Origin of the sequence: Paenibacillus terrae HPL-003, assembly GCF_000235585.1 — a bacterium.
GTDB lineage: Bacteria > Bacillota > Bacilli > Paenibacillales > Paenibacillaceae > Paenibacillus > Paenibacillus terrae_B.
Window position 1 is genome coordinate 2,758,833 of sequence record NC_016641.1, and the last position, 21,143, is coordinate 2,779,975.

At 50.0% G+C, this 21,143-nt stretch carries 14 protein-coding genes; 13 read left to right on the plus strand and 1 reads right to left on the minus strand.

The features are described from left to right. Positions 1 to 12 precede the first annotated feature (12 nt). The 5 genes from iolB to fba are packed head-to-tail and all read left to right on the plus strand — an operon-like array spanning position 13 to position 5,591. On the plus strand, positions 13 to 828 hold the full coding sequence (gene iolB, locus HPL003_RS12650) for a 5-deoxy-glucuronate isomerase (protein WP_043922667.1): 816 nt from the start codon (positions 13 to 15) through the stop codon (positions 826 to 828). 19 nt (positions 829 to 847) lie between these two features. Continuing rightward, positions 848 to 1,837 carry a 5-dehydro-2-deoxygluconokinase gene (gene iolC / locus HPL003_RS12655; protein ID WP_014280052.1) on the plus strand — a complete coding sequence of 330 codons (990 nt, stop codon included), beginning with the start codon at positions 848 to 850 and terminating at the stop codon, positions 1,835 to 1,837. A 37-nt stretch (positions 1,838 to 1,874) separates the two neighbouring features. Next, positions 1,875 to 3,788, plus strand: coding sequence for a 3D-(3,5/4)-trihydroxycyclohexane-1,2-dione acylhydrolase (decyclizing) (gene iolD, locus HPL003_RS12660; protein WP_014280053.1), 1,914 nt, complete (start codon positions 1,875 to 1,877; stop codon positions 3,786 to 3,788). A gap of 34 nt (positions 3,789 to 3,822) precedes the next feature. Next, positions 3,823 to 4,689, plus strand: a complete 867-nt coding sequence (locus tag HPL003_RS12665) for a sugar phosphate isomerase/epimerase family protein (protein WP_014280054.1) — start codon at positions 3,823 to 3,825, stop codon at positions 4,687 to 4,689. A 29-nt stretch (positions 4,690 to 4,718) separates the two neighbouring features. Then, the gene (gene fba, locus HPL003_RS12670; protein ID WP_014280055.1) at positions 4,719 to 5,591 is read left to right on the plus strand and encodes a class II fructose-1,6-bisphosphate aldolase; all 873 of its coding nucleotides are present in this window, start codon (positions 4,719 to 4,721) and stop codon (positions 5,589 to 5,591) included. Between the two features lie 78 nt (positions 5,592 to 5,669). On the opposite strand, the gene HPL003_RS12675 is transcribed toward fba, so the two are convergent. Continuing rightward, positions 5,670 to 6,422, minus strand: a complete 753-nt coding sequence (locus tag HPL003_RS12675) for a DeoR/GlpR family DNA-binding transcription regulator (protein ID WP_014280056.1) — start codon at positions 6,420 to 6,422, stop codon at positions 5,670 to 5,672. A 1,140-nt stretch (positions 6,423 to 7,562) separates the two neighbouring features. On the opposite strand from HPL003_RS12675, the gene HPL003_RS12680 reads away from it, so the two are divergent. The 8 genes from HPL003_RS12680 (at position 7,563) to HPL003_RS12715 (ending at position 21,099) form a co-directional block, all read left to right on the plus strand. Beyond that, positions 7,563 to 11,588, plus strand: a complete 4,026-nt coding sequence (locus HPL003_RS12680; protein WP_014280058.1) for a DUF5695 domain-containing protein — start codon at positions 7,563 to 7,565, stop codon at positions 11,586 to 11,588. Positions 11,589 to 11,702: 114 nt separating this feature from the next. After that, the gene (gene melA, locus HPL003_RS12685) at positions 11,703 to 13,001 is read left to right on the plus strand and encodes an alpha-glucosidase/alpha-galactosidase (RefSeq protein WP_014280059.1); all 1,299 of its coding nucleotides are present in this window, start codon (positions 11,703 to 11,705) and stop codon (positions 12,999 to 13,001) included. A gap of 13 nt (positions 13,002 to 13,014) precedes the next feature. Then, the gene (locus HPL003_RS12690) at positions 13,015 to 14,907 is read left to right on the plus strand and encodes a sensor histidine kinase (RefSeq protein WP_014280060.1); all 1,893 of its coding nucleotides are present in this window, start codon (positions 13,015 to 13,017) and stop codon (positions 14,905 to 14,907) included. Between the two features lie 17 nt (positions 14,908 to 14,924). After that, positions 14,925 to 16,517 (plus strand): response regulator, encoded by a 1,593-nt coding sequence (locus HPL003_RS12695; protein WP_014280061.1) that lies wholly within the window; start codon positions 14,925 to 14,927, stop codon positions 16,515 to 16,517. Between the two features lie 123 nt (positions 16,518 to 16,640). Further along, on the plus strand, positions 16,641 to 17,996 hold the full coding sequence (locus HPL003_RS12700; RefSeq protein ID WP_238533473.1) for an ABC transporter substrate-binding protein: 1,356 nt from the start codon (positions 16,641 to 16,643) through the stop codon (positions 17,994 to 17,996). 33 nt (positions 17,997 to 18,029) lie between these two features. Continuing rightward, a complete protein-coding gene (locus HPL003_RS12705) occupies positions 18,030 to 18,935 on the plus strand; it encodes a carbohydrate ABC transporter permease (protein ID WP_014280063.1) in 906 nt (301 codons plus the stop codon). After that, positions 18,932 to 19,858: a carbohydrate ABC transporter permease gene (locus tag HPL003_RS12710; RefSeq protein ID WP_014280064.1), complete on the plus strand. Its 927-nt coding sequence runs from the start codon at positions 18,932 to 18,934 to the stop codon at positions 19,856 to 19,858. The genes HPL003_RS12705 and HPL003_RS12710 overlap by 4 nt, the downstream gene beginning before the upstream one ends. Positions 19,859 to 19,992: 134 nt before the next feature. Beyond that, complete coding sequence (locus tag HPL003_RS12715) at positions 19,993 to 21,099, plus strand: M24 family metallopeptidase (RefSeq protein ID WP_043922669.1); 1,107 nt, start codon at positions 19,993 to 19,995, stop codon at positions 21,097 to 21,099. The last annotated feature ends 44 nt before the right edge of the window (positions 21,100 to 21,143 follow it).

Below are 21,143 nucleotides of genomic sequence, written 5' to 3' on the forward strand. Positions count from 1 at the left end.
GATTCAGTCGTGATCAGTCATTTGTTGCGCAAGCCTAATCAAGTTCAACAAAACGATGTTACAGTTGTTCATCAATTAACGACGCAAGACACGGAGCTGGAATATGTCGGCTTCAAAATGATTGATCTCAAAGTGAACGGACGCTATGAAGAAGTGCTGACGGATCAGGAATGCTGTATTGTTGCCGTTACAGGCAAGATCACCGTTACCGAAGGCGAGCACGTTTTCGAAGGAATCGGAACGAGAGAGCGTGTTTTTGAGAAAAAACCGACAGACAGCGTGTTCGTATCCGGCGGAAAAAGCTTCACGATTGAAGCGGTAACGGATGCAACCGTCGCCCTGTGCTACGCTCCTGCTCTGGTGCCGCTCCAGACAAGATGGATCAAGGCCGAAGACGTCGGCGTTGAGCACCGCGGGAAGTATCAGAATAAGCGCATGGTCCACAACATCTTGCCGGATAACGACCCATCCGCAAGCAGCTTGCTTGTCGTGGAAGTATATACAGAGGGAGGCAATTTCTCCAGCTATCCGCCGCACAAGCATGATCAGGACCGTCTGCCGGATGAATCGTTCCTGGAAGAAACCTACTACCATGAAGTTGAGCCGCATGCCGGATTTTTGTTCCAGCGGGTATACACGGATGACCGGAGTCTGGATGAGACCATGGCTGTTGAGCATCGGGATGTGGTTATTGTACCGGCCGGATATCATCCGGTAGGCGTACCAGACGGGTATACATCCTACTATTTGAACGTTATGGCAGGCCCTAGGCGCATTTGGAAATTCCACAATGACCCGGATCATGAATGGATTCTGGATCGGAAATAACCGAAAGGAGCGGAAAAGTATGAGCAATGGAGCAAACAGTGCAAAAAAGTTCGATTTGATTGCGATTGGAAGGGCTTGTATTGATCTAAATGCCGCCGAATACAATCGGCCGATGGAAGAAACGATGACATTCGTCAAGTATGTTGGAGGTTCCCCTGCAAATATTGCCATCGGGGGAGCACGGTTGGGACTGAAAGCAGGGTTTATCGGCAAAATTGCTGATGACCAGCATGGGCGTTTTATCCAGAAATATATGAGTGATGCCGGAATCGACACTTCCCAGCTTGCTGTAGATCAGGAAGGCCACAAGACAGGACTTGCCTTCACGGAAATCAAAAGTCCCGAAGAGTGCAGCATTCTGATGTACCGCGACGATGTGGCTGATTTGTACTTGCGCACAGATGAAGTAAGCGAGGAATACATCCAACAGGCAGGCATGCTGCTTGTCTCGGGCACGGCTCTTGCGCAAAGCCCTTCCCGCGAGGCGGTTCTCAAAGCGGTTCAACTGGCTAAACGTAACGGTGTAAAAATTGTATTTGAACTGGATTATCGTCCGTATACGTGGAAAAACAAAGAAGAAACAGCCGTATATTATTCGATAGTAGCGGAACAGGCGGATATTGTCATCGGGACCCGGGACGAATATGACGTGATGGAAAACAGCGAAGGCGGCTCTAATGATAATACCATTAGCTATCTGTTCGGACATCGTCCGGAAATTATCGTTATCAAGCATGGCGTTGAAGGGTCATATGCATATACCAAATCCGGCGAAGTATTTCGGGCGCAGGCGTACAAAACGAAAGTGCTCAAAACGTTCGGTGCTGGCGACTCGTATGCCTCAGCATTTCTGTATGCCCTGATTATCGGCAAGGATATTGAAACTGCATTGAAATACGGCAGCGCCTCCGCTTCCATCGTAGTCAGCAAGCACAGCTCATCGGAAGCTATGCCGACGGTGGAAGAGATTGAAGAATTGATTTCCAATCAGCCTGTCATCCATTCCTGATATCGTGATAACACTTCAATAAAGGTGGAGTTGTACAATGGGCAACAAAATCAGAATGACTACAGCGCAAGCGCTGATCAAGTTTCTTAACCAGCAGTATATTCATATCGATGGTCGTGAGACGCCGTTTGTTGAAGGGATCTTCACGATTTTCGGTCACGGCAACGTGCTTGGGATCGGTCAGGCACTGGAACAGGATGCCGGCCATCTGAAAGTGTTTCAAGGCAAGAACGAGCAAGGCATGGCTCATGCCGCAATCGCGTATGCCAAAGAAAATTTGCGGCAAAAAATTTATGCGGTGTCCACGTCGTCTGGCCCGGGGTCTGCCAATCTGGTAACAGCGGCCGGAACGGCGCTGGCAAATAATTTGCCTGTGCTATTCCTGCCTGCGGATACTTTTGCAACCAGGCAGCCTGACCCGGTATTACAGCAAATTGAGCAGGAGTACAGCATGGCTGTCACAACCAATGATGCGCTTCAGCCGGTGTCCCGCTATTGGGATCGCGTGACGCGCCCAGAACAGTTAATGAGCACCCTGATTCGCGGCTTCGAAGTTCTGACCGATCCCGTCAAGAGCGGACCTGTCACAATCTGTATTTCCCAGGATGTTGAAGGGGAAGCCTTCGACTTCGATGAGGCCTTCTTCCAGAAGCGCGTTCACTATGTAGACCGTCTGCGGCCGAGCGAACGAGAGCTGGAAGCGGCAGAACGACTGATTCGCAGCAGCCGCAAGCCTCTGATTCTGGTCGGCGGGGGCGTGAAATATTCGGAAGCGCGGGATGAGGTTATCGCTTTCTCGAAGAAGTACGACATTCCGCTGGTGGAGACACAAGCCGGTAAATCGGCTGTCGAAAGTACCTTTGCGAACAATCTGGGCGGTATGGGGATTACAGGAACGCTGGCAGCGAACAAAGCCGCTCGTTTAGCGGATCTGGTCATCGGTATCGGGACCCGATATACTGACTTCGCCACTTCCTCGAAGACGGCGTTCGACTTTGACCGTACGAAGTTTCTAAACATTAACGTTAGCCGGATGCAAGCTTACAAGTTGGACGGTCTGCAAGTGGTGGCCGATGCTAAAGCTGCGTTAAGCAAGCTGTACGACCGTCTGGATGGATACAGCAGCGAATTCGGCACGATGATTCCGGAACTGCAAAAAGAATGGGCTGGAGAGCGTTCGCGTCTCGCCAAGGTTGAATTCAAACGTTCGGGCTTTGTGCCGGAAGTCAAGCAGCACTTCACCCAGGAGACGATGAACGAATATGCAGATGCTCTTGAATCGGATATGGCACAGACGACTGCATTGATTGCTGTCAACGACACCATTGACAAGGACAGCATTATCGTATCTTCCGCCGGTTCACTACCGGGAGATTTGCAGCGCCTCTGGAAATCTGAAGTGAGCAACACGTACCATTTGGAATATGGATACTCCTGTATGGGATACGAAATATCAGGCGCTTTGGGCATCAAGCTCGCGAACCCGGATCGCGAGGTCTACTCCATCGTCGGCGACGGCAGTTTCCTGATGCTGCACTCCGAGTTGATTACAGCAATTCAGTATCATCAAAAAATCAACGTTCTGCTGTTCGACAACTCGGGCTTCGGCTGTATTAACAACTTACAGATGGATCACGGCTCTGGCAGCTATTACTGCGAGTTCAGAACACAGGACAACCAGATTATGAACATTGATTACGCCAAAGTCGCAGAAGCATACGGAGCGAAAGTGTATCGCGCCAACACCGTTGAAGAGGTGAAGGCAGCGCTGGAGGATGCGAAGAAGCAGAAGAACTCCACTCTGATCGAGATGAAAGTGCTGCCTAAGACAATGACGGACGGCTATGACAGTTGGTGGCATGTCGGTGTGGCTGAAGTATCGGACAAAGAGGGTATCCAACGTGCGTATCAACGCAAGGTGGATATGTTGAAAAAATCAAAACAGTACTAATATCCCGACCGTACAGGCAAGAGGAGGAGCAAACATGAAGCTGGCATATGATCCGACGCATTTTAGAGATTCGTTATCTATGGAAGAAATGATTTTCAAGGTAGCCGATCTGGGCTATGAATACATCGAGCTATCTCCACGTGAAGATTTCTGTCCATTTTACAAGTATCCTAAAGTTGATAAAACCAAGATCAAGCAGGTTAAAAAATGGATGAGCGAAGCGGGGGTGAAATTTTCTTCCCTGCTGCCTCTCTACCACTGGGCAGGTCCGGATGAAGACAGGAGACAGGCGGCTGTCCGCAACTGGAAGCGCGCCATTGAAGTCGCAGTGGAACTCGATATTGATCTGATGAACAGTGAATTCAGCGGCTCCAAGTATGAACCGTTCGTTTGCGAAGAGAAGTTCGTCAAGTCGATGGATGAACTGATCCCGGTATTTGAGAAGGAGGGAATTCGCCTAAATCTGCAAGCGCATCCATATGATTTTATCGAGACGAATACCGGAGCGATTAATATGATCCGTGCACTTGACCGTTCTTGGATCAAGCTAGTATACTCCGTCGCCCATACATTCTTCTATGATGATGGGGTAGGTGATATCGCCAAAATGCTGGACGAAGCGGGTGATTTGACCGATCATGTGCTGTTTGCCGATACCTTTAATCATAAGGCGGCTTATGGACTGCGTTACATCGTCAATCCGCCTGATGCCCAAGTAACGGTTCACCAGCACTTGAATATCGGTGAAGGCGATATTGATTTTGACACCTTGTTTCGTAAGCTGCGCGAGATGAAGTTCGACGGTATAGCCACGAATGCAGTGTTTGCTTACAGCGACAAGCCGGAAGAGTCAAGTGCATTCATGTTGAAAAAAATGAAAGAAGGATTGGGCCTTAGCTAGAAAGTGAGCGGAAAGGAGATGATGAGCGCATGCCCTTGGTTTCCATGAAGGAAATGCTACAGCAAGCAAAACAGGAGCATTACGGCGTTGGCCAGTTTAATATTAACGGCTTATCTTGGGTTCACGCCATACTTGATGCAGCCCAGGAAGAAGAAGCGCCTGTCATTGTGGCGGCATCAGATCGACTGATTGACTTTCTGGGTGGTTACCGGACTGTTGCGGCTATGGTAAGTACGCTTGTTGAGGAAAAGAACATTCAGGTCCCTGTAGCTCTGCATTTGGACCACGGCAAGACGGTTGACAATTGCCTGCGTGCGATTGATGCGGGCTTCACCTCTGTCATGTTCGATGGCTCCCATGGCCCGATTGAGGATAATATCCGGGATACGAGAAAGGTTACTGCATATGCAACTGGTTCCGGTGTATCCGTCGAAGCGGAAGTCGGTACAGTAGGTGGTATGGAAGATGGCCTGATCGGCGGTATTCAGTATGCAGATCTGAATGAGTGCATACGGATCGCAGAAGAAACAGGTATTGATGCACTGGCAGCCGCACTGGGTTCCGTACACGGCAAATATGCTGGAGAACCGAAGCTCGGCTTTGACGAGATGGATGCCATCTCGCGAGCGGTCGGTATTCCTCTGGTTTTGCACGGTGCTTCGGGGATACCGAAGCATCAACTCGACCGGGCGATCAAGCTAGGTCATGCTAAAGTGAATATCAACACCGAATGTGTGACAGCCTGGTCACTTCAGTTGCGTAACACGCTAGCGGAGGATTTGGAAACGACCGAACCGAGAAAAATATTAACTCCGGCGAGAGACGCGATTCGGGAAACGGTGCGTGCCAAAATTCGTGAATTTGGCTCAAGTCATAAAGCGGTCAGTTTGAAAAATAAATAATAGCATTCTATATAAAAGCAGCACATTCTATCCTTCACTGTAACCAGGACGGAACGTGCTGCTTTTTTGGCTTTGAGCTTATGACGTCACGATTTTGATACCATGTTCTGATGCATATTGCTGGTAGCTTACGTTTGGTATACTGTTGGTGATCAAATAGTCAATATCGCTAAGAGAACAGTACGTAGTGAGGGCATATTTGTCGAATTTGCTGTCGTCAATCATTAAATACACGTTCATGCTTTTTTCCACAACTGTACTTTTAATGTCGGTCTCAAGCGGAGATGAATTGGTCACTCCGTTCGTAATCGAAATGCCTGTTGAAGCAACAAAAGCTTTATTGATGTTATATTTTTTTAGTAGCTCAATACTTTGGAAGCCAACAAAGGAATTCGTTTTGCGTTCAAGCATGCCGCCCGTAGAGAAGATAGATAGGGAAGGGAAGGGCTTAGCTTCATGAATAAAATCAAAATTGTTCGTTACAATCGTAAGCTGCCTGTGTTGAATGTAGGGTAGAAGCTCCAAGGTCGTCGTCCCCGAATCAACAAAAATAACATCCCCGTCCTCAATGAACTGGGAAGCCAGTTTGCCAATCTCCTGCTTCTTGGTAAGGTTCTGATCGCGTCGTTCGTTGAAGACAACAAGGGTAGAATGATTGACAGAAACCCCACCGTATACTTTTTTTATGATCCCGGAATCGACAAGAGGCTGAATATCTCTACGGATTGTATTCTTCGATACTCCAAAATGCTCCACCAGTTCTTCCAATGATACCGATTCATGCTCAAAAACGTATTCCTTAATCTGATTAATTCGTTGCGATTTGATCATTTGTTGATTCTCCTAATGACATTTTTAGTTAAAGTCCTGATCACAATGGTTAAATTCATTGTAAGCGACGTGAAATGAAAAATCTACATAAATGAGCAAATCTCAACTTCAAACAAGGGATTGAGGCACAAAGAGGTGTTTAACGAGCTGCAGTCAAGCAGCGTAAGCAGAGGAAGAACTCGTGGAATCGCATATGTTGTCTATCCACCGGATTTATGTAGAGAGGGTATCTTGGTTAACCACAAGAAGGTGTACCGCCTGATGGAGAAATCGGGAATCCGTTCGGTTCATCCGAAAGAAGCGACGCTTTTTCGGCAAACAGGCATCTGCTGTAAATGCCAACCGATTAGATCGCCAATTTCAGGCAGATTCCCCTTTATCCAAGCTGTATAGAGCCCTTCTTTTTTCATCTTAAAATAGAGAAGCCAGCTCTTTTTGAAGATAAGCATCGATTGGCGAGTGCTTCTTCCACTGCATCAAGAAGCTGATGAAGTTTTACCGCATCCGCAAAACTAGGTGTTAGGGATGTTCCTTCTTGTATATCTTTAGCAAACTTACTGTTCGCCTGAGCGACATTAAAGAATCTTATCTTAGTCTAAGCACTAACTGTTTTAAGTTTTTTTTATTTTAGGTCTTAATAAGTTACCCTTCCGGCTCCTTTTTCTGTACAAAGCAAGAAGCTGCAAGTCTTCTTGCCGCTCTGCACTTGCAGTTCCCCTACCGCCCCAATTCCCTAAAAAGGGCGATGACTTTACGGCGGTCGGTCAGCGGAGCGGGCAGAATTGTTCTGAAGAAGCGTAAGCGTTCGGCTAAAAGCTTTCCAGAGGAAAGCTTGCATCGTAAGCATAAGCTATCCCCGGATTTTACCCTCTAATCTCCTATTCAATAGAAATCCGGGGGTAACAGCGATCGGAAGAACAATCTGCACGCGCAGCGCTCCCTACCTCCGCCGTAACTCCTCCCACGATTAGGTTGAAATCCTATATAAATCGGTTGAAAATGTTGATTTTACCAATGGACAAGGATTTGTACAATGGAGTTGTAGCGCTTACATTTCCAAGGAGGTTGCGGCGAAATGAAGAGACTTCAGGTGATTGGCAAGCAAATGAGAACTCCAAAATCCAAAAGGAGGCCGTGTTGATGAAACTTAAGGGAATATTGGCTGCATTTTTGTTTTTAACCGTAGCGTCTGTGCTGTTGGGGGCGCATAAGGCAGAGGCCTATGAACTATCCAATGACAAGCTGACGATTCAGACAGGCGAGCATGGAGAAATTTCATCCATTCGTATCAAAGGAGATGCTTTCCCGACTGAATATGTTATGAACGCAACGGTAACACCTGAGCAGAACACCGCAGATCATCAATGGCTGGGAGAGCTCATGTTCACGTACCGACTGGACAATGGCAGTTGGACAAAGGCTTGGACGAACAAGTCGGCAGACGCACGCAAGATCACGACCAGTGGCAATCGTGTTACCGTTACGTATGAGAATTCAAGCAACGCAGAAGGCATACGCAATTTTAAAGTCATCGAAACGTATTCGGCGGAGGCGAACGGTTCGGTGTTGTGGAATATACAGGTACAGAATACGAGTGGAAAAAAGTTGGAGATTGGCGATTTCGGCTTGCCTTTGCCATTCAATGAGCAGTGGACCAACGGCGATGCGATTTACGAGACTCGAGTCGTAACGCATTCCTTTGTCGGCAACAATAGCTCCTATATTACAGCTGGACGTCCCAGCGGGATTGGTTCTTCGCTGCTGCTGATGCCTGATTCCACAACAGATGCCGGTTTTGAATATCAGGATCACTGGCGGGATGAGGAGCATCCAGGCAGTAAATGGGCTTGGAACCCAGCCAACGAAGGCAAGTGGCTGGAGGGACTGAATGTATTTTATATTCATTCCAATGTCATCAAGTCCACCAACCGTGGATATTTATCCAACACAAGTCTGATCTTGAATCCCGGTCAAAGCAAAAACTATGGCTTCAAGTTTCTGGCGGTGAAGGACGAGCATGATGTAAAAGATACGCTGTACCAAGAAAACTTGGTAGATACGACAGTCGTACCGGGTATGATCGTGCCTACGAATCAAAAGGCGAAGGTGGATCTGCGCTCCAAGCAGGCGATCAGCAAGGTGACCTATCCAGATGGAACCGTCATTCCACAGACGGACAGCAAGTCTGGAGGGCATCATATTTATGAACTGAAATTTACGAAATTAGGCCCAAACTTCATAACCGTGGAATATGGAAACGGCAATAAGACGGTTTTACAGTTCTATGCCATCGAGCCAATTGATCAGGCGCTGCAACGGCACGCTACGTTTATGGTAGATAAAACCCAGTGGAATGTACCGGGTGATCTGCGCGACAAGGTCTTTGACGATTGGATGATGCATACCAAATCCAAGCGTAACATTTTCAACGGCTACTGGGGCTGGGGGGATGATTGGGGTCTGACGCACGGACAGTTCCTGGCTGAGAAAAATACACTGTCTCCAGTTGCCAAAGAGGTGCGGGCAGTAGACGATTATTTGGAGACGGCGATCTGGACGAATCTGATGAACGGACATCATGAGGATTATTTAATTCATGATTTCCTGATGCCGGAGCCGAACGATACACCGACCTATCGGGGGTATGCCTACCCGCATGTATACAACACGTATTTCAGCATGTACAAGATTGCCAAGGAATACCCGGATCTGGTCACTTACAAGCATCCGAAGGAAACGTATTTGCTGCGGGCGTATAATATTTTCAAAGCATTGTATGAAGGGCCAGTCGCGTACAACTGGGAAACGGGCTTGATGGGCGAACTGACCACGCCGGATATTATTCAGGCACTTCATGATGAAGGCTATGATGATGAGGCGAATGATCTCAAGGAAAAAATGGATCGCAAATATAATAATTTTAAAAATACGAAGTATCCTTACGGCTCCGAATACAGCTACGACAATACAGGGGAAGAGGCCGTATATACATTAGCCAAGCAGAATATAGACACAGAAGGCGAGCAAAGCAAGGCATTGGAAATGATGAGCAAAATCAATGCCAAAACCCGTGCAGCACGCGGACATATGCCAGTATGGTATTACTATACTGATCCGGTGACGATTACCGGGGAGAACTGGTTTAACTTCCAGTACACGACCTCGCTCGCAGGATATGCGATGGATGACTGGATACGGCATCATGAGGACAATCAACGCGAGGAACAACAACGGCTGTCCTATGCAGCTAAAATGGCGAATGTCGGAGCGATTAACTCCGGGCAAATCAGCTCGGACCCAGAGAACATCGGGGCAGTCGCTTGGACGTATCAAGCGGAAAAAGGCAATAACGGAACGAACGGCACCGGAGGGGGTAAAAATGTTCCGCTCTTTAACGGCTGGCGCGGCATGAGTGGCGAGGCTGACCTCGGATTGTTCGGTGCGCTCAAAACGTTAAGCGCCGATATTGCGGTGGATCCGATTTTCGGATTGACGGGCTACGGTGCAGAGGTAAGCAAAAGCGGTAACGTGTATACGATCAAGCCGCTGGACGGCCTGTTCAAGCGCGTCAATCTGATCACGGAAAAGCTGTATATCGAGCTGGACAGGGACCAATATACAGAAGCCAAGCTGGCAACATCCAAGGATTATGTATGGTTCCAGCTGAAAAACCAAACGCCAAGCCAAGCACATTCCACGTACGTTACATTTGATGGTTTGAAGAAAGGAACGTATTTGGTTAAAGTAGGTGGTCAATCGCAAGGTAAATTTAATGCGTATGCACCTACCAACAAGCTGAAGTTGGACATTGGCACAGCCTCCTCCTATACGGTGGAGCTGACACCGACAACACCCGATCCGAACAAGGCTCCTGTCGTCGATGCTGGTAAAGACTCCAAGGTGAAGCTGCCGGATCAGATCATTTTGAAGGGTACGGCTGTCGATGATGGGCTTCCGCAAGGAAAGGTTACAAGCGAGTGGAGTCTGGTTGAAGGACCACAGAGCGCCAAGGTCACATTCAGCAGTAAAACATCGCTGCGCACGAAGGTGGACGTTTCTGAGCCAGGAACGTATATATTCAAGCTGACAGCCAGCGATTCGCTGTTGTCTGCGGAGGCCAGAGTAAGCGTGGTAGCTGAACCGGCGACTCCGTTACCAGAACAGCTTGCAGTTTACAAGTTTGACGAAAAAAGCGGTACCCTTGCTGCGGATTCATCGGATAGCGGCAATGATGCTACCGTCAAGGGGACAGTTGCATGGGCCGCGGGTAAGACAGGCAATGCCGTCAGCCTCAATGGCAAGGACAGCTATGTGCAGCTTCCAGCTGGCATTGTGAGCCGGGCACAGCAATTGACCGTATCCGGCTGGGTGAAAGCGAACAGCCTGAGCGATTATGTACGGATTTTTGACTTCGGCTCCGGGACGAATGAATATATGTTCCTGACCCCTAAAGTCGGGGACCGGATGCTGTTTGCCATTACGAACCAAGGTAACGGACAAGGACAGGAACAGACGATTGATGCCCCTGTGCTGCCGACTGGTGTGTGGAAGCACGTTGCGGTCACGCTTTCGGGCTCTACGGGAATTTTATACGTGGATGGAAAAGAAGTGGGACGCAATACCAACCTGACCCTGAATCCTACCAGTCTGGGCCAGACCAAAAATAATTTTATCGGTAAGTCCCAGTACCCTGATCCGTATTTCAATGGTCTGGTGGATGAATTCCGCATCTACAGCCGTGCTTTGAATGCAACCGAGGTGGCGGGTCTGGCCTCCGGTACAGCACAGAGTCTGACGGCAGCCGAGAAAATCACCGCTTTAAAAGAAGTAAACGTGACGACTCGTGCAGGTGAAAAGCCCGAATTGCCAAGTGTAGTGGAAGCTACGTATGGAGAAGGCTCCATCAAATGGGTAGCTGTAGAGTGGGAAAATATTGATCCTGCACAATATGCTACTCCGGGTTCATTTGAATGGAAGGGCAATGTAGAAGGAACAGAGTTGAAGGCCATTGCCAAGGTGACCGTGGTCGAAGCGGGGGTTCCCGTCAACTCCGGTACTCCAGAAACGCAGACAAATCCGGTTAACCCGGTAACACCCGAAACACCTGCTCCTGTCAGTTCTGCTAAATCAGCAGGGGGATCACGATCTGGAGTAAATAACGAATAGCCATTGTTAACCTTTCCCACCGTCACTTTCTTCCTGCAAAGGGGAGAGCGGCGGTGGGTATCCTTGCATTTGGAGTACAAAGCTTCGAATACGAATTTGAATGGGGGAAAAGGCATGAGCAAGATTACATTTCTGGGTGCAGGCAGCACGGTATTTGCCAAAAATGTGCTTGGTGATTGTATGTTGACACCTGCTTTGCAGGGCTTTGAGCTGGCGTTGTTCGATATTGACCCCGAAAGACTGAAGGATTCGGAAAATATTTTATCCAATTTGAAAAAAACGACGGGCAGCACCTGTGTGATTCGCTCCTACACAGACCGTAAGGAAGCGCTGCGTGGAGCTGCCTATGTGGTAAATGCCATTCAGGTAGGTGGCTATGATCCGTGTACGATTACGGATTTTGAAATTCCTAAAAAATACGGCCTGCGCCAAACGATTGCCGATACGGTCGGAATTGGTGGTATTTTCCGCAACCTACGAACGATTCCGGTGATGCTCGATTTTGCCGCAGATGTGCGCGAGGTATGCCCGGATGCATGGTTTCTCAACTATACGAATCCGATGGCTGTGCTGACGAATGTGATGAACGTATACGGCGGTGTCCGTACAGTAGGGCTGTGTCATAGCGTGCAGGCATGTATACCGGAGCTGTTCAAAAGCCTAGGACTGGAGCAGGAAGGCGTGAAGGCGAAAATCGCAGGCATCAATCATATGGCGTGGCTGCTCGAAGTGAGCAAGGACGGCGAGGATTTGTATCCCGAGATTAAAAAACGGGCCGCCGCCAAGCGGCAGGAAAAGCATCATGATATGGTGCGCTTTGAAATGATGCTGAAATTCGGCTATTACATTACGGAATCGTCCGAGCATAATGCGGAGTATCATCCATATTTTATCAAGCGGGCATACCCTGAACTGATCGAACGGTTCAATATTCCTTTGGATGAGTACCCGCGTCGCTGTGTGAGCCAGATTGAACGATGGGAAACGATGCGCGGGGAGCTTTTGGGAAATCAGGATCTACGTCATGAGCGGTCGAATGAATATGCTTCCTATATTTTGGAGGCTATCGAAACGGATCGGCCTTTTACCATTGGCGGCAATGTGATGAACACAGGTTTAATTACCAATCTGCCGAAAGAAGCATGTGTGGAGGTGCCTTGTCTGGTGAATCGCAACGGGGTTACGCCGACCTTTGTCGGAGATTTGCCGCCCCAATGCGCTGCGCTGAACCGGACGAATATTAATACACAGCTGTTGACGATTGAAGCTGCTGTCACCGGGAAAAAAGAGCATATTTATCATGCCGCACTGCTGGACCCGCACACATCAGCCGAGCTGTCCATGGATGAGATTGTTTCGCTGTGCGATGAACTGATTGCGGCGCACGGAGAGTGGCTTCCAGCCTATGTATAAGGGAGGCAATTGAATGGGAGGCCGTGGTCGTCAAAAGTTTACCGGGATTCCTACGATTCGTGGGAAATTCATTGTACTGACGCTGGTGCTCACTGTCATTCCGATGGTGGTGCTGACCTTTACCTTTTACCGGATCGCGGCCCATTCACTTGGTGAGAAGTCGGAAGCGCTAGCTATGCAGTCCCGGCAAATGAGTGAAAATTACGTCAATGCGACGCTTTCCGATTTGAACGATTTGACCAATGCCATTCTCGGCAATCCCGATGTGCATGCCACGCTGGAGAACAAGCCGGAAGACGATTATGAATACTTACGGAACGATGAAACGCTCAGCATGGTCGTCCGGGCGCAAACCCAGACCAAGCCGTATATCACGTCCTCTCTTATATATGCCGCCAATGGCGGGCCCAAGCATTCGCTGTATCAAGGGAATGTTTCGGTCCGCTTTGGCGGCCTTCCTACATTAGAGGAAGCACGTGTTTACTATCGTCGGCTGCTCGCCGAGCAGCCCATGATGTGGATGGCCCATTCACCGTTCGAATCGGGAAAAGGGATGGCGGATGATCGACTCTATGTCGGGAAGCTGCTTCGAAAAACGACCGGAGACTATGCGCCACTCGGATTTTTACTGCTGGAAATTGACAAAGCCAGCCTGTTCCGGGGGCTTGCCTTTCATGAAACGGATGGCAATACTCAGATGTGGGTGCTGGATCAGAGGGGTGAGCCTGTATACCGTTTGCCGGAGCAGGCCGTTGCGGACAAGTCGCTGCTGCAGCAGATTGCCAACTCCGCTGTGGACAAACCCATGCTTGCGAAGGACTGGAGAGCATGGAACGGTCGTCAGACCATGATTTCCTACGGCCCGTTGAATGAAGGACAATGGACACTGCTGCAAAAAGTCGATCAGTCCGTGTTGTTCGAGGATGCGCGGCAGATGGGTGCCTGGACCATCTGGACTTTTTTAATTGCACTGGTGTCCGGCTGGATGCTGTCTTATCGGCTGAGTGATACGATTCGTCGTCCGTTGCTTCAGTTGAGCCGATTAATGGCGGTGGACGGCAGTACGAGCGCAGGCACCGGAACGGAGGGCGTAACTACAAATTCAGGCTCAAGTCCAAGGTCAATCGCAAGTCCTGTTACTAGCTCAGCCCAAGGTTCCGACGGTCCTGCACCTGTTATTTTTAATCCCAAGGACGAAGTGGGGCAGATCGGGGAGCGTTTTCTTCATATGATGCAAAAAAATCATGAGCTGTACGGACAGGTGTACGAAGCATTGCTGTCGCGTAAGCAGGCGGAGTTTCGTGCGCTTCAGGCGCAGATTAATCCGCATTTTTTGTACAACACGCTGGAGTCGCTCAAGGGAATGGCGCTGGCAAACGGGCAACGGGATATGGCGGAGGTGATCGGTGCTTTTGGTAAATGCTTTCGCATCTCGCTCAGCTATGGGCGGGAGCAGATTAGTTTGGGACAGGAAGTCGAGCATGTGAGCGCTTATGTGAAGGTGCAGCAGTTCAGATTTCGGGATTCGTTCGAGTGGATTTGCGAGGTGGAGGAAGATATTTGCGGGTTCTACGTACCCAAGCTTATACTCCAGCCGCTCGTTGAAAATGCCATTTACCATGGCTTAAAAGGGCGTACCGACCGTGGATACATCATGTTGTCCGGTACAAAGGAAGGCGATGCGCTGCGATTAACGGTCAGTGACGATGGAGACGGTATTGGAGCGGGACGTCTGGACGATATTCGGAAGTCACTGGACGCCGAGCGGGGAAGTGCCATTGGTTTTGGGCTGCGTAATGTACATGAGCGTCTTCGCCATTATGGCCCGCAATATGGACTGTCCGTGACAAGCGAGCCCGGAACATACACCTCGGTTACCTTGCTGGCACCGATTCGAAACGAATAAGGAAGGGAGAGGATGGCATGTACCGGCTGCTGATTGTGGACGACGAATATCATATTCGGGAAGGACTGAAGCTGATGGTGGTGGAAAGCGGCCTGCCTGTGGAAGTCAGTCATGTGGCGGGTGATGGCGAAACGGCATTACGTTTGTATGCGGAGCAGCGACCGGACATGATTTTACTGGATATTAATTTGCCGGATATGAGTGGACTGGATATTGCAAAAATCATTCGGGAAAAGGATCAGCGGACACCTTTGCTATTCCTGACAGGGTACGAATCTGTGACGTACATTCGTCAGGCGGTTTCGCTTCAAGCGGTCGATTATTTGCTCAAGCCTGTGACCCGCGAGGATTTTGAAGCGGCCCTGCGGCGGGCCGAAGACCGTATTGTGCAGTTGAGAAGAAGCGAGGAGGAACTCATCCACCGTCATCGTTCATCGGAGCCGCTGTACAGGGAGCATTTGCTGCTGGATCTGTTACAGCAGCGGCGTCCCGCAGCCGAGGTTATTCGGGAGATGGACGGGCTGGAGCTTTCCGGCGAGACCTCCGGGCCGCCCTATACTGTGTTGTGCTGCGAGCTGGAAGAGCCACAGCAGCAGGAAGCAGCGGCCACGAGCGAGCTGCACGGCTACGAGGAGGGAAGCAGCCGCGAATTCGCCGGGCTGGCTTGGGAAGCTGCGGCGGCCGCCGGGGCGAAGGCACACGGAGCGGCGGTTTCCCGAGATCGGCGTGTCGTGCTGCTGGCGGCAGCATCTTGCAGGGCGGCGGAGCGGACGGCACAGCATATCCGGCAGGCGGTACAGGAGCGGCTGAACCGGGCAGTGTCCATCGGGATTAGCCGCCCTGTAGGGCGGATGGAGCAACTACCCGAAGCGTATGAGGAAGCTGTCCGGGCAGCGGAGCATCGGGGCTGGGTTGGCTATAGCCAGATCATCCCCTATGAGAGCATTCAGGCGGCTGAGCCGAACAGCAGTCATTTGCTGGAGAAGGAGCTGCTGATGATTACGGAAATTCGGGCCGGAAATGATGCTGCCGTACATGCGATTTTACAGGAATGGTCCGGACAATTGGCAGGTCTGCCCGTCAAGCAGGTGAAAATGATCGTTACCCAGCTCGTTCTGTTCGTCATGCGGATCGTCCAAAGCGACGCATCCGTAGGCCAAGCGTCCATGCAGGAGCAGGACCCGCTGCTGGAACTGTCCCGATTGCGGCACGGACCCGAGATGATCGACTATGTATCCCGCTATTTTGTGCGGGTGGGTCGCCATGTTCGGGAATCGCGCGAGCAGGGCATTCCACGCAAATTTCAACGGGCCAAGGAGTGGATTCGGGAGCATCTTCAGGAGGATGGCGGTCTGAACAGCCTTGCGGCTTACATGAATATGAGTCCCAAATATTTGAGCGCCCGTTTCAAACAGGTTACAGGAGAAAGCTTTGCCGATTACCAGACGCGTGTCCGCTTCGAACGTGCCCGCGAGCTGCTGCTGGACTCGAATCGGAAGGTTGCTGAGGTGGCGGAGATTGTGGGCTTTGCGGATACGAACTATTTTAGCATTGCCTTCAAAAAGCATACCGGACTGACCCCGACGGAGTTTCGTAAAACATTTTTGTAAACGCGCTGTTAAAAAAATCATACCAAAACAAAGAGAGTCTGGAGTCGTTGGGTAGTCGGCTCCAGGCTCTCGGCGCATAATAGGCTTGTAAGGAGAATCCAGTTCAGGAAGGGGCCGATTGATTTGCTGAAACGAAGGTTACGGACATGGATGGCTCTTGTGATGACGGCGATTTTGACAGGGCTGACGGCTTGCAGCGGTAACGCTGGTGAACCGGTCAACCCCAATGCGGTCGAACTCAAGTTCATGTACTGGGGGAGCAATGACGAGAAACAGGCAATGGAAAAAATGATCCAAAGCTTCAATGCATCCCACCCGGATATTCGAGTGAAGGGCGAGCATGTCCCGGGTGATTACACGACGAAAATTAACACGTTGATGGCCGCCAATCAGCTTCCTGATATCGCCTACCTGGGCGATTCGCTCACGATGAAATGGGCCAGTGAAGGCAGACTCCTGGATTTATCCTCCTATTATGATGAATATCCCGAATTAAAAAACAAGCTTAAATCCTCCTATCTCTACAGCGAGCCCGGCAAGTCTATCGGCAACTACACCGCCATGGAAGTGATGCAGTTATTTTACAACAAAGAGCTGTTTACAGAAGCAGGCGTATCCGTTCCCCCGGCTGATCCTAAAAAGGCTTGGACATGGGATGAATTTCTAGCCATCGCCAAAAAGCTGACCAAGGATCAGAACGGAAAGCATCCGGGTGACAGCGGCTTTGATCCGAAAAATATTGCGCAATACGGCTTTGCCTTCGGCAATGACCGTAGCTCCTGGGGACCGCTTCTGGCGAGCAACGGCGGAGCTTTGACCGACAAAACGGGCAAGAAGTATACGCTGAACAGCCCAGAGTCGGTGGAGGTATTTCAGAAGCTGCAGGATCTGGTTTTCAAAGAGCATGTTTCTCCAGATTTGATCCAGCAGCAGGACATGCCATCCAATACGATCCGGCTTCAGACGAGAAAGGTCGCCATGGTTGTGGACGGAACATGGTCGCTGCTCGATTTTTCGAACAACAAGCAACTGCAATGGAGTATCGGTGTTCTGCCGAAGCTCAAAGAACCCAAAACGATGATTGTTGCGGGGGCCACTGTCATTTTCCAGAGCACCAAGCATCCCAAGGAAGCGCTCGAATTTTATTTGTATCATAACAATCCGGAAAAGGTGGATTTGTTCAAATCCGGTCTGTGGATGCCTATCGAGGAAAAATATTATACCGATGAGCAGGCCATCCAGTCATGGACGAATAATGCTGCACATCCACCGGAATTTCAGGAGGCAGGCATCGAGTATGCCAGAGATTATGCGATCAAGCCGTCAACCTCTACGCTGCGCAACTGGCCTGATATCGGTTCCAAGCTGACCCCGGGGCTGGACCTGATCTGGACGAATAAAAAGACACCTCAGCAGGCGCTGGATGAGCTGGAGCCCATCATTCAGCCGTTGCTCCAAGGAGTATATCCGGATGAATAATCCGTTAGGACAGCAGCGAAAGGAGATCGGCCCATGAAGCGACAAAAATCAGGAATGATGCGCATGGAGCGCAACTGGGGTCTGTTATTCGCGCTTCCTGCCATCCTGGGCTTAATGATATTTACGATTGGACCGATCACGGCCTCGTTCGTATTCAGCCTGACCGACTGGACCATTGGCGGACAGATGACCTTTATAGGGTTGGACAATTATCGGACGATTCTGACCGAGGACTCCACCTTTTCCCAATCCATGTTCGTGACCACGTATTACGCGCTGGGCAGCGTGCCTCTCGGGTTGGCGGCTGCGTTTATCATTGCGCTGTTATTAAATCAAAAGGTGAAAGGCCTGTCCGTGTTCCGCACGGTTTATTATTTGCCCACGATTGTGCCGAGTATTGCCAACACGATGCTGTGGCTGTGGATGTTTAACCCCGATTTTGGTCTGTTGAATTCGTTGCTGGAGAGTGTTGGACTGCCGGGGAGCAAATGGATTTACGACGAAAGCACGGCGATCCCCTCCCTGATTATGATGAGCACCTGGGGGATCGGGAATACGGTCATCATCTTTTTGGCAGGGCTTCAGTCGGTTCCCACCCATCTGTATGAAGCGGCTGAGGTGGATGGCGGCAATAGGTGGCACAAATTTTTCCATATTACCATTCCTTCGATGACACCGACGATTTTCTTCAATCTGGTCATGTCTTTAATCAGTACCTTTCAGGCATTCAATCAGGCGTACGTCATGACGAAGGGGGGCCCCAACAATTCGACCCTGTTCTATGTATTCTACTTGTGGCGTACAGCCTTTACAGAGACCAAAATCGGCTATGCCTCGGCGCTGGCCTGGATCTTATTTTTCGTCATTATGGTGCTGACGGTCCTGATTTTCTCCACGTCCAAAAAGTGGGTTCACTATGAAGGGGGGGAACGTTCATGAATCAAGTCGCTTCTTCTGTCAACGATTCAACAACACCGAAACATCCGCCTCCACAGCCTGAACGCTCTCGCAGTCCTGCTACCGCTCCCCGTGCCAAGCCTCTCAAAATCAGTCGTGTTCTGCTGTACGTTGTTTTAATAATGGGCAGTATTTTGATGCTGTTGCCATTTGTATGGCTCATTCGCAGCTCTTTGATGGGAACATCGCAAATTTTCGTGTTCCCGCCAGAGTGGATACCGTCTCCTTTTCAATGGAGCAATTACCCGGAAGCGCTGACTTCTGTACCGTTCGGCAGGTATTTTATGAATACGTTCATGATTGAGGTATGTGTGCTGGCAGGAGTGATGTTGACCTCGATTGTATCGGCGTTTACCTTTGCCCGCCTGCGCTGGCCTGGACGTAATCTTATCTTTTCCCTGCTGATCGGGTCGATGATGCTGCCTTATGCAGTGACGCTGATTCCAACCTTCGTCATGTGGCGAGAGCTGGGAGGGTTAAATACGTTCCTGCCGTTGATTGTTCCCGCATGGTTCGGCGGAGGGGCGTTTAACATCTTTTTGCTAAGACAATTCATGCTGACCATTCCACGTGATCTGGACGAAGCGGCTTATATGGATGGGGGTACACCTCTGACCGTACTATGGCGCGTCATTATTCCATTGTCTTCACCCGCGCTGATCGTGATCGGGATATTTACTTTTATTGATGTGTGGAATGATTTTTTGGGCCCAATTATTTATTTGAGTGATGAAAAGCATTTTACATTGGCGCTGGGATTGGCGACTTTCCGAGGGCTGAACAATACCAATTGGCCTTATCTGATGGCGGCTTCCAGTACGATTTTGGCTCCCATTGTCCTGATTTTCTTTATTGGACAACGCTATTTTATTGAAGGCATCACGCTGACAGGCATAAAAGGCTAAAAGGAAGCCAGGACGCACTGCGGCAGCGAGAAGAACATATATGCGTTCAAAAGCAAGTGGTGGAGTGTGTTCAGAGGTATATTTTTGGGAAAGAAATACGGAGCGGGGAGGCAGTACGAGTGAAAGAGGAAGAGATTCAAAATGCGGAAGTATCGGCAAAGCAGGTACAGGGTGTTCCGGGCAGATTAGCCCGATTACGGTCGGAGTTTTCGGCGCTGGGTATAGATGCGCTGCTCATTACACACGGACCCAATCGGCGTTATATGACGGGGTTCACAGGCTCGGCTGGGATTGTGCTCATTACAGAGGAAGATGCTTTTCTGGTGACGGATTTCCGCTATATGATGCAGGCAACCGATCAGGCACCGGAATATTCGGTTATTCGGCATGAGGCACAAATTTTCCAGACGGTGGCTGATCTGACAGACAAATTGGGCGTTCACAGACTGGGATTGGAGAGCCGTCATGTCTCACTCCAGCAGTCGGGTCAGCTTCAAGCCGCGCTGGGTTCGCTGGAATATGTACAAACGGGAGATGTGATTGAACGGCTGCGTGATGTGAAGGACGATGAGGAGATTCGCACGATCAGCGAAGCGGCGCGTATCACCGATGCCGCCTTTACGGAGGTGCTGAATTACATTCAGCCCGGGGTTACAGAGCGGCGGATTGCAGCGGAGCTGGAATATCGGTTGCGGCTGGCGGGCGCGGAATCGGGCGGGTTTGCGTTCATTGTTGCCTCGGGGGAGCGTTCAGCGTTGCCGCACGGACTGGCCAGTGACAAGGAAATTGGTCAGAACGAGTTCGTCACAATGGATTTTGGCGCGAATGTGCGCGGCTATCTGTCCGATATCACGCGTACGGTTTTCGTCGGCAAACCGTCAGAACGCCATGAGGAACTGTATGCCATTGTACTGGAAGCGAATATGAAGACGATTGCAGGGCTTCGCCCCGGATTAAGCGGCCGGGAGGGAGACAGTCTAGGGCGGGATGTGATTGCCTCGTATGGCTATGGGGAACATTTTGGTCACGGATTGGGCCACGGTTTTGGTCTGGAAATTCATGAGCAGGTACGCCTGTCCCGCGAAAGTAAGTCGGTGCTCGTACCGGGCCATGTCATTACCGTGGAACCGGGCATTTATATCCCCGGCTTCGGCGGGGTTCGTATTGAGGATGATGTGCTGATCACAGAAGACGGTGTGAAGGTACTGACCTCTTCGCCAAAAGAACTGCTTTTATTATAGAAAGCAACTATATAGGACGAACTCGTAAAATTCACATGAAAAAT